Genomic DNA, 12,678 nt, shown 5'->3' with positions numbered 1-12,678 from the left:
ATTACCTGCGCCCCCACGCCGAGATCATCGGTGCGGTGGCCAGATCCATCGTGCCGGAGGCGACGTTCGTCAAGTGACGGTCAATGTCGGCGTCCGTGGCGAGGTCCGCGGTGACGAGCTGGTCGCGGATCTGACGGATCGTCGCGGATTCGAGGGCGGCACAGGCGGGTGAGGCGACCGGGAAGTACGCATCGGCCTCCACACCGCGCAGTCCGGCCTCCCGCAGCAGGCGCGGGAGCCGTCGGCCGTAGGCGAGGTCGGCACCGCGGTCGGCGAGCAGTTGGCGGAAGCCGGTCCGCAGCCGGTTAGCCAGCTGCTGGTCGGGGCCGTACTCGTCAGGGCAGGTCAAGGGCTGCAGGGCGGGGTCGGCGTCCTCGATCAGGAGCCGTCCGCCGGGACGCAGGGCCTTGACCATGGAGCGCAACGCCCGTTCCCGTTCCGGCACATGGACGAGGACGAGCCGGGCGTGCACCAGGTCGAACCCCTCTCCCGGCGGCTCGTGGACACCCACGTCATGGACGCGGACCTCGACGGGAGGTCGGGCGGCCGGGGCGAGGCAGGAGATGTCGATGTCGGTCGCGACGACCTTTCCGGTCGGACCGACCTTCTTGGCCAGCCAGGACACCACGGAGGTGCCACCGGCGCCGACCTCCCAGCAGCGCCAGCCGGGTCCGATGCCGAACCCTTCGAGGTGCCGGAACGTCGTGGGATCGAAGAGGGTGGCGAACGCGTCGAAGCGCTCGGCCGCCTCGGTCTGCCGGTTGTCGAGAAGGTATCCATCGCTTCGCGTCATGCCGTGATCATCCCATTCGCTCCACTTGCCCCGACCCTCGACGCTCCGGTACGACGATCTGTTCGGAGGCGTCCCCGCCCTGTCTTCTCAACACGTCGCGCGCGACGCCAGACGTTGTCCACAGTCGGGAACAAAGCGGAATTCGCTGCTCCCACAGGCTCGCCCAACAGTCCGACGGAGCTGGCAAACTGGCACGCCAGGGCGCAGAAATGCGGCGCGGAGATCCACGCAAGGAGATCCATATGGCGATGGCCGGGAATCTGCGGAAGGTGACGGGCCTCGGCAGGGTCGGTGGCCTGCGCAGAGTGGCACGGCTGGCCCGGCGGCGCCCGCGTGTCGACCTGAGCCATCCCGCCCGGTCCCCGCTGGGTTCCTCGGTGGTGAACTGCGTGACCTACCGGGACGGCGCCCGGGATGTCGTCGGCGGCGATCTGGTCGATGCGGTGCGGCGGGTACGCAAGCACGGCGACGGTTTCGTGTGGCTCGGGCTCCATGAGCCGACGGACCAGGAGTTCGCGGGCATCGCCGAGCTCTTCGACCTGCATCCGCTGGCGGTCGAGGACGCGATCGAGGCCCACCAGCGCCCGAAGCTGGAGCGCTACGACGAGACGCTGTTCGCGGTGTTCAAGACGGTCTGCTACGTCGAGCACGAGGAACTCACCGCGACGAGCGAGGTGGTGAACACCGGCGAGATCATGGTGTTCGTCGGCAGGGAATTCGTGATCACCGTACGGCACGGACGGCACGGCTCGCTGGGCCCGCTCCGCGAGGAGCTGGAGTCCGCCCCCCAGCAACTCGCGCAGGGCCCCGCGGCGGTGCTGCACGCGATCGCGGACCACGTGGTCGACGACTATCTGAGCGTCACCGACTCGGTGCAGGCGGACATCGACCTGGTCGAGACGGCGGTGTTCGCGGAGAACGGCGCTCGGGTGGACCCGGGGCGCATCTACCAGCTCAAGCGCGAACTCCTCGAACTGAAGCGGGCCGTGGTCCCACTCAGCCGCCCCCTCGAAGATCTCGCCACCCGGCAGATCCGGGTGGTCGACCCGGAGATACAGGCCTATTTCCGTGACGTCTCCGACCACTTGCTGCGCGCCAAGGAGCAGATAGCCGCTTTCGACGAGCTGCTCAACTCGATCCTGCAGGCGCATCTGGCACAGGTCACGGTCGCGCAGAACGAGGACATGCGGAAGATCACGGCGTGGGCCGCGATCATCGCCGTACCGACCATGGTCTGCGGGGTGTACGGCATGAATTTCGACCACATGCCGGAGCTGCACTGGCGACTCGGCTACCCCTTGGTCATAGCCGTGATATCCGTCGCCTGTCTGACGCTGTACCGCGGTTTCCGGCGCAACGGCTGGCTCTGAGCGGCTCATGGCGGACGGTGCCCGCCCCCGTCCGGCACCGTCGTCCGGGCGGGGGCGGCGTCAGCGGACCCGGTCGAGGTGACCGAGCGGGTCAGCGCGTGCCGGTCCTCGCATAGACGGACTCGGCCCAGGTGGCGATCTGATCCTCCGTCAGATGCTGAGCCAGATCGGCCTCGCTGATCATGCCGACCAGGCGCTTGTCCTCGATGACCGGGAGCCGGCGGATCTGGTGCTCCTGCATCTCGTGGAGTACGTCGCTGACATCGGCGCTCGACGAGATCCAGCGCGGGGTGCCCTTGGCCATCTCTCCGGCGGTCACCTTGGCCGGGTCGTGACCCATGGCCACGCAGCCGACGACGATGTCGCGGTCGGTGAGGATGCCGCAGAGTCGGTCGTTCGAGTCGCCGATGGGCAGGGCTCCGACGTTGAGCTCGCGCATCAGCTGGGCGGCGCGGTCAAGGGTTTGGTGGGCGGGAATCCACTGGGCGCCACGGTGCATGATGTCTCCGGCGGTGGTCATGGGCGTACCTCCCGATGCCGGACGGCCGGCGCGGCGCGGAGCGCACCGCTAGTCCCGGCGTCCCTCATTCTCGCCGTGTCGCCGGGCGCATGCACCAGGAACGCCGGGATGACGGGCGTGAGCGGGACGATCACACGCACCTCGCCGTCCTTCTCACCGGGTGGGTCGACGCCGAGAGACTTGTGCGAAATCTCGAACGAGAGCCGCTTGTGCCCGCAGGGAGGGATCTCGGCGACACCGCGGATCTCGACCGAGGCGCAGGGGTTGGTGAGGTCGAAGACCGGCAGGCCGATCCAGGGGTCGCCGTGGAGGTTGCCGCACCTGCTGGCGCCCCGATGGAGGAGAACAGCACGGTGCCGCCGTCGCGCTTGACACAGGCCACCGGGTTCTGCGGGTGACCGTCGGGCCGAGGGTGGCGACGCCGGCGAAGTTCTTGTCGTCGAGAAGGGTGCGGACCGAGTCGTCGAAGGTGAGTGAGGGGGAAGGAGGGCCGATGCGGCCGAAGCCGCGGAATCGCCGGTGGAGGTTGCCATACCGCCAGGTAATTAAATGCGCATGCATGCAAAAGGGGTGGGCGCGTATGAGATGGGCGCGCACATGCGAGAGGTGTGCCGGGTCAGCCGCTCCAGGCCGGATGCCGGGGGTCGTCGGCACGCACCAGGACGTCAGCCGTGCCGACGGGGTCGGTTTCGTCGTCGTAGCGCTCGAAGGCGGGGACGGTCCACTGCTCGGCTTCGGGTGTACGGCGGCGGAGAGCGCCGGAAGTGAGGCGGACGTGGACGGACAGGTCGAAGGGGAACCAGTGGCGCAGCAGGAAGGGGCCGTGGAGCAACAGGAAGCCGCCGGGCGGGAGTTGGACGTAGGGGCTGCGGGTGGCGCGGTCGGTGGCCGGGTCCCACAGGTCGGGCAGGACGCGGCCGTCGCCGGAGGGTTCGAGGGGGCCGAAGACCTCGCGCCATACGGCGCCGGTGTCGAACCAGCCGTTGTAGTAGGCCTCGATGTCCCGGTGGCCGTACTCCAGACGCACCGAGGCGGGGCGCAGGAAGCCCTCCATGGCCACGACGAGTGAGGGGCGGCCGCGTATGCGCAGTGCTTCGGAGACGCGTTCGGCGAGGTCTCCCGGGCGGGCGGCGGGTGCGCCGTCGAAGGCGATGCGGGGCCACGGACCGCCGTCGACGGTCTTCAGATCGAGCAGCCGCTCGGCCAGGAGATCGCCGAGCCGGTCCCAGGTGATCGCTTCGAGTCGCACACGGCCATGATGCGTCAGTTTCCGGTCGAAGTGCGTGGCCTTCTCGGCCCGAGGACGGCGAGCAGCTAGGGAAGGCGGGGTTCGTTCCAGGTGCGAGCGGTGACGCGGGGCGGAAATTCGGCGTGGATCGCGGTCACCGTCGTGCATCGCCGGTCACCGGCGTGGATCACGGTCACCAGCGTGGATCACGGTCACCAGCGTGGATCACGGTCACCAGCGTGGATCGCGGGTCATCGGAGGGAATGAAGCGCATATGGCACCTCTGGCAACTTCCATGCCCCGCACCGGACTTCTGGTCTTCCAGCCGATCAAGAGACGGAACTGTTCCGCCTGTCACCGAGGGCCGCTGCAACTGCTCGTCGTGGAGGAGGGCACGCCACGGTGTCTCGACTGTGCCGACCTCGGGCATCTGGTCTTTCTGCCGCGGGGCGACATGGCGTTGACGCGCAGATCGCGGGAGGAGAGTGGGCTGTCGGCGGTGGTCGTGCGGTTCAACCGGCGCCAGAGTCGGTACGAGCGGCAGGGCGTCCTGGTCGAGGAGGCGGCACTGGCCCGGGCGGAGCAGCGGTGTCTGGTGGACGCGGAGGCGCGGCGGCGGCGCCGGGTGCGGGATGCCGAGCGGCGGGCGGCGGCGGATCTGCGGTTCACGGAGGCGTTCGCGGGCGAGATACGGCGGCTGTTTCCCTGCTGTCCGCCGGAGCGGGCGTGGGAGATCGCGGCGCATGCGTCCGTGCGCGGCAGTGGGCGCGTGGGGCGGAGTGCAGCGGGGCGGGCGCTGTCCGAGGGGGCGGTGACATCGGCGGTCGTGGCGTCCGTGCGGCATGTGGACACGACGTACGGCCAGCTGCTGATGAGCGGGGTTCCGCGACATGAGGCGCGACGGCGGATCACGGCGGACGTGGAGGTGAGGGTGGGAGCCTGGCGACGCGCGACGGGGGTGGTCTGAGGTCGGGTGAAGGTGAGGCTGGGGGTGGGGGCGCAGGTGGGGACCGGGGGGCGGTCGTCCGGCAGCTTTCCCACTGGCCGGTGAGCCGGTGCCGATGCGGAGAGGTCGGCCTACTGCTCCAAGTGCGCGTCTGACTCTGGACTCTTGCGTATGTCGGCGCGCGGATGGGCCATGGTCGCTGATCCCGCAGGAGATTTCACTTGTGGTGACGGGAGTGCCGGGCAGGGTCTCGGCCGACGTGAGAGTGGGTGTTGAGATGACGATCGACGGACCGTACTTCGTGATGACGGTACTGGGCGTGGTGGGCACCGGGCTGGTGGCCGGGGTCTTCTGCGCGTTCTCGACCTTTGTGATGCAGGGGCTGGCCGCGCTGCCGCCCGCGCAGGGGGTCGCCGCGATGAAAGCGATCAACGTGACGGCACTCCGCCCGGCCTTCATGCTCATGTTCATCGGCTCCTCTGTGCTCTGCGCGGTGATCGCGGTGGTGACGTTCGTGGTGTGGCCGGACGAGGGCACCGTGGAGTTGCTGCTGGGCAGTGCGCTGTATCTGTTCGGCTCGTTCGGGCTGACGGTGATCGCGAATGTGCCGCGCAACGAGGCGTTGCTCAAGCTGGACGCGGGCACTCCGGAGGCGGCCGCGTACTGGCCGACGTATGTGCGCGAGTGGACCGCATGGAATCACGTCCGCATGGTCGCGTCGGCCGGCGCGGCAGTGGCGTATGTGCTGGCCATCGCTTGAGGGAACCGGTGCCTCATCGCCGGAAACCTCGGAAGAAAGCGCTGTCGGGCACTCTGCGGGTGTGGCCGGAGGGACGTATCGTGGCCGGAAGAGTGCTGCCCGATGGCGCACGGCCTGTCACACGCGTATCTGAGGAAGACGGCCATGGCCGATCCCAAGGGTTTCCTGACCACGCCTCGCGAGGACTGGGCCCGCAGGCCTGTCGAGGAGCGGGTCCGGGACTGGGACGAGGTGTATGTCCCCGGGGCGTTGCTGCCCATCATCAGCAAGCAGGCCGATCGTTGTATGGACTGCGGGATCCCGTTCTGCCACGAGGCGTGTCCGCTCGGCAATCTGATCCCGGAGTGGAACGACCTCGTCGCCCGCAAGGACTGGCAGGCCGCCGCCGACCGGTTGCACGCCACCAACAACTTCCCCGAGTTCACCGGCCGGCTGTGTCCGGCGCCCTGCGAGGCGGGGTGCGTGCTGGCCATCAACCAGCCCGCCGTCACCATCAAGAACGTCGAGTGCGCCATCGCCGACCGGGCCTGGGAGGAAGGGTTCGCGCCGCCGCAGCCGCCGGACCGGCTCTCCGGGCGGACGGTCGCGGTGATCGGGTCCGGGCCCACCGGGCTCGCCGCCGCACAGCAGTTGACGCGGGCGGGACACACGGTCGTCGTGTACGAGAAGGACGACCGGCTCGGCGGGCTGATGCGGTACGGCATCCCCGAGTTCAAGATGGAGAAACGGCATCTGGAGCGGCGACTGGAGCAGATGCGGGCCGAGGGCACGAAGTTCCGTACGTCGACGGCGGTCGGGCAGGATGTCGGCGCCGCGGAGCTGCGGGCGCGGTACGACGCCATCGTCATCGCTACGGGAGCGACCGCGTGGCGTGAACTTACCGTGCCGGGAAGGGAGTTGGCCGGAATTCAGCAGGCCATGGAGTATCTGCCGCTGGCCAACCGGGTGTGCGAGGGGGATCTGGAGTCCTCGCCGATGTCGGCGGCCGGGAAGCATGTCGTCATCGTCGGTGGCGGTGACACCGGCGCGGACTGTCTGGGCACGGCGGTACGGGAAGGCGCCGCGTCCGTCACGCAGTTGGACATCTACGCCCAGGCGGGCGCGGAACGGGACGACGACGTCGAGCCCTGGCCCACGTATCCCAAGGTCTACCGGCTGTCGGCCGCGCACGAGGAGGCCGGTGAGCTGCGGACGGCGCCGGCGGCGGATGCGGATGCGCGGCTGTTCGCGGCGTCCACGCTGCGCTTCACCGGCGACGAACATGGGCATGTGCGGTCACTGCACCTGGTCGAGGTGGACGCGGAGCGGCGGCCCTTGCCGGACACCGGACGGATGCTGCCCGCCGATCTTGTGCTGCTGGCCCTCGGGTTCTCCGGGCCCGACCGGAGGGACGGGCTCGTCGACCAGTTGGGGCTGGCGATGGAGGCTCGGGGCACGGTCGCGCGGCACGCCGACTTCACCACGAACGTCCCCGGCGTTTTCGCCGCCGGGGACGCCGCGCGGGGGCAGTCGCTGATCGTGTGGGCGATCGCGGAGGGACGGGCGGTGGCAGCGGCCGTCGACCGTCATCTCACAGGGAGTTCGCGGCTGCCGGCGCCGATCGGGCCGTACGACCGGCCCATGGTGGTGTAGAGCGGGCCGAAGCGCCGTGCCGCGGAGAAGAACACCGCGCCACTGACACCGTGTCGCTGACACCGTGTCTCTGACACCGCGCCGCTGTGGAGACCCACCCGCAACGAGGCCCGCCTCAGCGTTCGTCCTTCCCTGCCACCTTCCCTGTCGACAGGGCCACGCGGTTCCACGTGTTGATCGTGAAGATCAGGGCGAGTACGTGGGCGAGTTCCTCGTCGTCGAAGTGTGCTGCGGCCTCCGCGTAGATGTCGTCAGGGACGCCTCCATCGGCGATCAGGGTGACCGCTTCGGTCAGGGCGAGGACGGCTTGTTCCTGCGGGGTGAAGAAGTGGCGGGCCTCGCGCCAGACGGGGACCATGTGGAGCCGGTCCTCACTCTCACCGGCCTTGCGGGCGTCGTTGGTGTGCATGTGAAGGCAGTAGGCGCAGTGGTTGAGGTGCGAGGCGCGGATCTGGATGAGTTCGACGAGGGCCGGGGCGAGGCCCTCGCGGGCGGCGGCGTCGAAGCCGATGAGGGCACGGAAGACCTTCGGGGCGGTCTTAACGAAGTTGATGCGAGTCTTTTCGGCCATGGCCTGCGTTGTCTGCGTGGCCTGCATGGTCACCGCGGAAGCGGTTGCCGTCGTCGTGTCCGTCGTCGTGTCCGTCGTCGTGTCCGTCGTCATGTGCATCAATCTACGAAGCCAAAAGACCGCCTGTAGGGTGCATTTCCATGACGGAATCGTGGGTCAATTCCGCGGAGCGCATCGGTGCCGACCTGCATCTGGAGCTGTCGGGACCGGGTGGGCGGCGGGCCGCGCTCATCCGGGCGCTGCGTGATGCCGTCCGCAGCGGGCGGCTCGCTCCGGGCACCCGGCTGCCGCCGTACCGTTCGCTCGCCGCCGATCTCGGGGTGGCCCGCAACACGGTGGCCGACGCGTACGCGGAACTCGTCGCGGAGGGCTGGCTCACCGCCCGTCAGGGCTCGGGCACACGGGTCGCGGACCGGACCGAGTCCCTACGACACGCCGAGCGGGTGCGCCGAAAGGCACCTCCACGCGCGCGTGCACCACGACACGACCTGCGCCAGGGCACCCCGGACGCCTCGGCGTTCCCGCGCGCGGCCTGGCTGGCCTCCTACAGGCGGGCCGTCCAGCAGGCGCCGAACGAGGTGTTCGGGCCCGGCGATCCGGCGGGCCGGCGCGAACTGCGGGACGCGCTCACCGAATATCTGGCACGCGCGCGTGGCGTACGCACCGAGCCGGGCCGGATCGTCATCTGCTCCGGCTTCGCGCACGCCCTCCGGCTGCTGTTCGGAGGCGGTGTGCTGCGCGGACCGGTGGCGGTGGAGGCGTACGGACTGGCCTTTCACAGGGAACTTCTCCGAACGGCAGGAGCCCGGACCGTGCCGCTCCCCCTCGACGACGACGGCGCCCGCGTCGACCGGCTGGCACGCGAACGGGCGGTGCTGCTCACGCCCGCGCATCAGTTCCCCACCGGCGGCCCGCTGCACGCCGAGCGGCGGACCGCCGTCGTCGACTGGGCACGCGCGCGTGGCGGCGTGGTTCTGGAGGACGACTACGACGGGGAGTTCCGTTATGACCGCAAGCCCGTCGGTGCCGTCCAGGGCCTCGACCCCGAGCGGGTGATCCACATCGGCTCGGTCAGCAAGAGCCTGTCGCCCGCGCTGCGGCTGGGCTGGATGGTGCTTCCGGAGCGGTACGTGGGCGCCGTACTGGAGGCCAAGGGCGAGCGGGAAGCGTGGGCGAGCGTTCTTGACCAGCTGAGCCTGGCCGACTTCATCGCCTGCGGGTCGTACGACCGCCATGTGCGGCGTATGCGGCAGCGCTACCGGAGTCGCCGTGACCGGCTCGTCGCGGCGCTCGCCGAGCGCGCCCCGCACGTAGCGGTCACCGGTGTGGCGGCCGGACTGCACGCCGTGCTGAGACTGCCGCCCGGCACCGAACGGTCCGCCGTCAAGGCCGCCGCCCGGCAGGGCGTCGCGCTGGACGGGCTCGCCGAGTTCCGGCACCCGGAGACGGACATGCCGGCCGCCGACGGACTCGTCGTGGGCTACGCGACGCCCTCGGAGCACGCCTACGGAGCGGCACTGGAAGCGCTGTGCCGCGCAGTGCCGTCGCCGAACTGAGCCGGTGGCCGCTGACCGCTGACCGCGCGCGCAGAGCCGATGGCCGCCCTCGCCGAACCGGAGTGAATTCGCATATGGCCGGAATATGACCCAGGCCTGTCATGTTGGACAACAGAAGTGGGACCCTTGATCTCAGGAGGCGCGTCGTTGCCGGCGCCGGACCTCGATCCGGTCCCGGAAGGGACACGTCCCATCCTTCGTTCCGCCGTCAGGCGCAGGGCCACCCCAGCGCGTCCCCCCTGTTGGCGGCCGGTCCTGGAGGGTGTTCGATGACGACGATCGACGAACGTCACGGAGATGGTGCGCGGGGCAGGGAAGAGCCCCGGGTCGAAGGGGCCCTGGGTCCCGCCGAGGCTCACGGCGCCGTGATCCCCCTGGAGCAGCCCACCGCCGCACTCCCCCGACTCACGGGTTCCAAGGCTGCGAACCTGGCCCGCGCGGCCCGCGCTGGCCTGCCCGTACTCCCCGGCTTCGTGATCCCCAGGGGAGCGGGCGGCGATCCGGCAGCCCTGCGAGAGGCCTGGGAGGACCTCTCGGCCGGCGGGACGCGCCCACTGGTCGTACGGTCCTCCTCTCCCCAGGAGGACACGGAGGAGTCGTCCCTGGCGGGCCAGTTCGACTCCGTACTCGATGTACGCGGCTGGCGGGACTTCCGTACGGCCGTACAGACCGTGCTCGATTCGGCGCACCGGCCCGATGGGTCCACGGCGCCCATGGCAGTGCTGGTGCAACCCATGCTGGCGGCCCGGGTCGGCGGGGTGGTGTTCGGTGCCGACCCGGTCGAGGGACGGGCGGACCGCATGCTGGTGAGCGCGGTGCGCGGCGGCCCGGACAGCCTGGTCAGCGGTGCGCAGGCCGGCACCGATCACTGGCTGAGCAGGAGCGGACGGGTACGGCGCACGGAGGCGCCGGAGACTGGTTCGCCGCTCACCCGCACCGAGTTGTTCCGGCTGGCGCGTCTCGCACGGCAGGCCCGGCAGGTGTTCGGCGGGCCGCAGGACATCGAGTTCGGGTTCGACGAGGACGGGCGGCTGTGGCTGTTCCAGAGCCGCCCGATCACGGCGATGGCGGCACGGCCCGCGCGCGGGGCGCGGCTGCTCGGGCCCGGGCCTGTCGCGGAGACGCTGCCCGGCCAGCTGGAGCCGCTGGAGGAGGATCTGTGGGTGGCGCCCATGGCCCGCGGGCTGGCCGCCGCGCTCGACATCGCGGGCAGCGCGCCACGCCGGCTGCTGCGGACGACTCCGGTGGTCACCACAGCGGGCGGACGGGCCGCCGCCGACCTGCGTCTGCTCGGCGAGGTGCCGCCCGAGCACCGGTGGCTCGCGCTGTTCAACCCGGCACCGAGGGCGCGCAGACTCGGCGCCGCCTGGCGGGTGGGCCGCCTCGCCCCGGCGCTGCCCGGCCTGGCGACGGACCTGACCGCCGACGTCGACCGCCGTCTCACCCAGCTCCCGCCACCCGCCGCGCTGCCCACGCCCGACCTCACGGCCGAGCTCCGCTGGACCCGCGCGGTCCTGGTCTCCCTGCACGCCCAAGAGGCCCTCTCGGGCGCCCTCCTGCCCGAACAGGCCAAGGCCCGCACGGCAGCGGGCGCGGCCCTCACCGCCCTCGCGACGGCCCGGGCCCGCGGCGTGCCGGACGACCGCATCCCTATGACAGACCCGGTCGTGCTGGCCGTCACGGCGCCGAGTCTGCGGGGAGAGGGGCAGCTTCCCGGGCAACTGGGCGCAACGGTCTCGGAGACCAACGCGCACACGACAGCAGACGGACACACAGCGGCCAACGGCCGGCCGGCATCCAACGGCCATGCGGCAGCCGTCGGCCACTCGGCGATCGACGCCCACACAGCAGGCACCGGCCACACCGCACCCAACAGCCACACCACCACCCTCAGCCACACCACCACCCTCAGCCCCTCCACACCCAACAGCCACAACACCACCCTCAGCCCCTCCACACCCAACAGTCACACTGAACCGCCCCGAGTTCGATAGAGATCTCAGATGGTTGTTGTGACCTGGTGTTTCGTGGTTCCCAGGTAGTAGTTGGTCTCGTATTCGACGGGCGGGATGTGGCCTATTTCACCGTGGAGTCGGCGGTGGCAGTACCAGTCAACCCATTCGGCGGTAGCCAGCTCGACCTCGCTCAGGGTCTTCCAGGGGCGGCGGGGCTTGATGATCTCGGTCTTGTACAGGCCGATCGTCGACTCCATCAGCGCGTTGTCGTAGGCGTCGCCGACCGAGCCGATCGAGGCCGCGATGCCGGCGGCGTCGAGGTGTTCGGCGAGCTTGAACGACGTGTACTGGCTGCCCGCATCTGAGTGATGAATCAGCTCGCCAGGGATGTGGGGGCGGCCTTCACGGTCGCGCTGCCAAAGCCCCATCTCCAATGCATCCAGGACGAGTTGGGTCTCTTTGGAGGTGGAGGCGGACCAGCCGACGATGCGGCGGGAGAAGGTGTCCACGACGAAGGCGACGTAGACGACCCCCGCCCACGTGGCCACATGCGTGAAGTCGGCGACCCAGCAGCGGTTCGGTGCGTCGGCGACGAACTTGCGGTCCACCCGGTCCGGTGCCCGGTCGGCCGTTTCGTCGGGGATCGTGGTGATCACTCTCTTGCCCCGCACGGCGCCGGCGATGCCCATCTCGCGCATCAGCCGCTCGACGGTGCAGCGGGCCACCCGGTGGCCCTGGCGGTTCAGCTCGCGCCAGATCTTCCTTGCCCCGTAGACACGGAAGTTGGACGTGTAGACCTCCTGGATCAGCTCCTTGAGTTCCTCGTCCCGCACGGTTCGCGCGGACGGGTTCTGGAGTCGTTTCTTGTGGGCGTAGTAGGTGGATGGGGCGATCTTGCAATCGTGCTCGGACAGCACGCGGCAGATCGGCTCGACACCGCCGAAGCGGTCCCGGTGCTCGTCGATGAACGCTACGAGCGCAGGTGTGGCCGGTCGAGCTCGGCCGCGAAGAAACTCGCCGCAGCCTTCAGGATCTCGTTCGCCCGCTTGAGTTCAGCGTTCTCCCTCTTCAACGCCTTGATCTGCGCGGACTCCTCCGTCGTCGTCCCCGGCCGCTGCCCGGAGTCGACCTGGTCCTGCCGCACCCACTTGCGCAGCGTCTCATTCGAGCCGATGCCCAGTTTCTCGGCCACGGCCTTGATCGCGGCGGACTCGGTCGGGTAGTCGCCGCGAACTTCGGCGACCATGCGCACCGCGCGACGGCGCAGCTCAAGCGGATAGGAGGAAGGTCGTGCCATGACTCGATCCTTTCACGAAATCGAGTCTCCATTCGAGCCGGGGCGGTTCA

12 protein-coding genes are annotated in these 12,678 nt (G+C 69.9%); 7 read left to right on the top strand and 5 right to left on the bottom strand.

Features of this window, described 5'->3' with window-relative positions; all coding sequences use genetic code 11:
* Position 1 precedes the first annotated feature (1 nt).
* Entirely contained in the window at positions 2 to 793 is a 792-nt protein-coding gene (locus GFH49_RS15255; RefSeq protein WP_155056422.1) for a methyltransferase, read from the bottom strand.
* A gap of 242 nt (positions 794 to 1,035) precedes the next feature.
* Here GFH49_RS15255 and GFH49_RS15250 point away from each other — a divergent pair, with 242 nt between their 5' ends.
* Positions 1,036 to 2,163 (top strand): magnesium and cobalt transport protein CorA, encoded by a 1,128-nt coding sequence (locus GFH49_RS15250; RefSeq protein WP_155056421.1) that lies wholly within the window; start codon positions 1,036 to 1,038, stop codon positions 2,161 to 2,163.
* A 91-nt stretch (positions 2,164 to 2,254) separates the two neighbouring features.
* On the opposite strand, the gene GFH49_RS15245 is transcribed toward GFH49_RS15250, so the two are convergent.
* Positions 2,255 to 2,683 (bottom strand): CBS domain-containing protein, encoded by a 429-nt coding sequence (locus GFH49_RS15245; protein ID WP_155056420.1) that lies wholly within the window; start codon positions 2,681 to 2,683, stop codon positions 2,255 to 2,257.
* An 89-nt stretch (positions 2,684 to 2,772) separates the two neighbouring features.
* On the opposite strand from GFH49_RS15245, the gene GFH49_RS15240 reads away from it, so the two are divergent.
* Complete coding sequence (locus GFH49_RS15240; RefSeq protein WP_155056419.1) at positions 2,773 to 3,081, top strand: hypothetical protein; 309 nt, start codon at positions 2,773 to 2,775, stop codon at positions 3,079 to 3,081.
* Between the two features lie 218 nt (positions 3,082 to 3,299).
* Here the strand turns inward: GFH49_RS15240 and GFH49_RS15235 are convergent, their stop codons facing one another.
* Positions 3,300 to 3,932, bottom strand: a complete 633-nt coding sequence (locus GFH49_RS15235; RefSeq protein ID WP_155056418.1) for a nucleoside/nucleotide kinase family protein — start codon at positions 3,930 to 3,932, stop codon at positions 3,300 to 3,302.
* Between the two features lie 253 nt (positions 3,933 to 4,185).
* Here GFH49_RS15235 and GFH49_RS15230 point away from each other — a divergent pair, with 253 nt between their 5' ends.
* The 3 genes from GFH49_RS15230 (at position 4,186) to GFH49_RS15220 (ending at position 7,249) form a co-directional block, all read left to right on the top strand.
* Positions 4,186 to 4,878, top strand: coding sequence for a DUF2293 domain-containing protein (locus GFH49_RS15230; protein WP_155056417.1), 693 nt, complete (start codon positions 4,186 to 4,188; stop codon positions 4,876 to 4,878).
* A 256-nt stretch (positions 4,879 to 5,134) separates the two neighbouring features.
* Positions 5,135 to 5,617, top strand: coding sequence for an anthrone oxygenase family protein (locus GFH49_RS15225; RefSeq protein ID WP_155056416.1), 483 nt, complete (start codon positions 5,135 to 5,137; stop codon positions 5,615 to 5,617).
* Between the two features lie 144 nt (positions 5,618 to 5,761).
* Entirely contained in the window at positions 5,762 to 7,249 is a 1,488-nt protein-coding gene (locus tag GFH49_RS15220) for a glutamate synthase subunit beta (RefSeq protein ID WP_155056415.1), read from the top strand.
* A 115-nt stretch (positions 7,250 to 7,364) separates the two neighbouring features.
* Here GFH49_RS15220 and GFH49_RS15215 read toward each other — a convergent pair whose 3' ends face one another.
* Complete coding sequence (locus tag GFH49_RS15215; RefSeq protein ID WP_230396309.1) at positions 7,365 to 7,847, bottom strand: carboxymuconolactone decarboxylase family protein; 483 nt, start codon at positions 7,845 to 7,847, stop codon at positions 7,365 to 7,367.
* 113 nt (positions 7,848 to 7,960) lie between these two features.
* Between GFH49_RS15215 and pdxR the strand changes: the two genes are divergently transcribed.
* A complete protein-coding gene (pdxR, locus tag GFH49_RS15210; RefSeq protein WP_155056413.1) occupies positions 7,961 to 9,376 on the top strand; it encodes a MocR-like pyridoxine biosynthesis transcription factor PdxR in 1,416 nt (471 codons plus the stop codon).
* A gap of 269 nt (positions 9,377 to 9,645) precedes the next feature.
* A complete protein-coding gene (locus tag GFH49_RS15205; RefSeq protein ID WP_155056412.1) occupies positions 9,646 to 11,370 on the top strand; it encodes a PEP/pyruvate-binding domain-containing protein in 1,725 nt (574 codons plus the stop codon).
* Positions 11,371 to 11,375: 5 nt separating this feature from the next.
* On the opposite strand, the gene GFH49_RS15200 is transcribed toward GFH49_RS15205, so the two are convergent.
* A protein-coding gene (locus tag GFH49_RS15200) for an IS3 family transposase (RefSeq protein ID WP_230396121.1) occupies positions 11,376 to 12,628 on the bottom strand; the annotation gives its coding sequence in 2 pieces (ribosomal slippage) (positions 11,376 to 12,346 and positions 12,346 to 12,628; 1,254 coding nt in all).
* Positions 12,629 to 12,678 lie beyond the last annotated feature (50 nt).

It is taken from the genome of Streptomyces blattellae (genome assembly GCF_009709555.1).
In the GTDB taxonomy this organism is placed as follows: Bacteria; Actinomycetota; Actinomycetes; order Streptomycetales; family Streptomycetaceae; genus Streptomyces; species Streptomyces blattellae.
Note: the sequence above shows the minus strand (reverse complement) of the source record. Positions and strands in the feature narration are given on the sequence as shown.

Bases quoted from the DNA above. Each gene is read 5' to 3' on its own strand.
- GFH49_RS15215 (WP_230396309.1), bottom strand. From the start codon at position 7,847: ATGCAGGCCACGCAGACAACGCAGGCCATGGCCGAAAAGACTCGCATC.
- GFH49_RS15205 (WP_155056412.1), top strand. From the start codon at position 9,646: ATGACGACGATCGACGAACGTCACGGAGATGGTGCGCGGGGCAGGGAA.
- GFH49_RS15240 (WP_155056419.1), top strand. From the start codon at position 2,773: ATGCACCAGGAACGCCGGGATGACGGGCGTGAGCGGGACGATCACACG.
- GFH49_RS15255 (WP_155056422.1), bottom strand. From the start codon at position 793: ATGACGCGAAGCGATGGATACCTTCTCGACAACCGGCAGACCGAGGCG.
- pdxR (WP_155056413.1), top strand. From the start codon at position 7,961: ATGACGGAATCGTGGGTCAATTCCGCGGAGCGCATCGGTGCCGACCTG.
- GFH49_RS15220 (WP_155056415.1), top strand. From the start codon at position 5,762: ATGGCCGATCCCAAGGGTTTCCTGACCACGCCTCGCGAGGACTGGGCC.
- GFH49_RS15250 (WP_155056421.1), top strand. From the start codon at position 1,036: ATGGCGATGGCCGGGAATCTGCGGAAGGTGACGGGCCTCGGCAGGGTC.
- GFH49_RS15225 (WP_155056416.1), top strand. From the start codon at position 5,135: ATGACGATCGACGGACCGTACTTCGTGATGACGGTACTGGGCGTGGTG.
- GFH49_RS15230 (WP_155056417.1), top strand. From the start codon at position 4,186: ATGGCACCTCTGGCAACTTCCATGCCCCGCACCGGACTTCTGGTCTTC.
- GFH49_RS15245 (WP_155056420.1), bottom strand. From the start codon at position 2,683: ATGACCACCGCCGGAGACATCATGCACCGTGGCGCCCAGTGGATTCCC.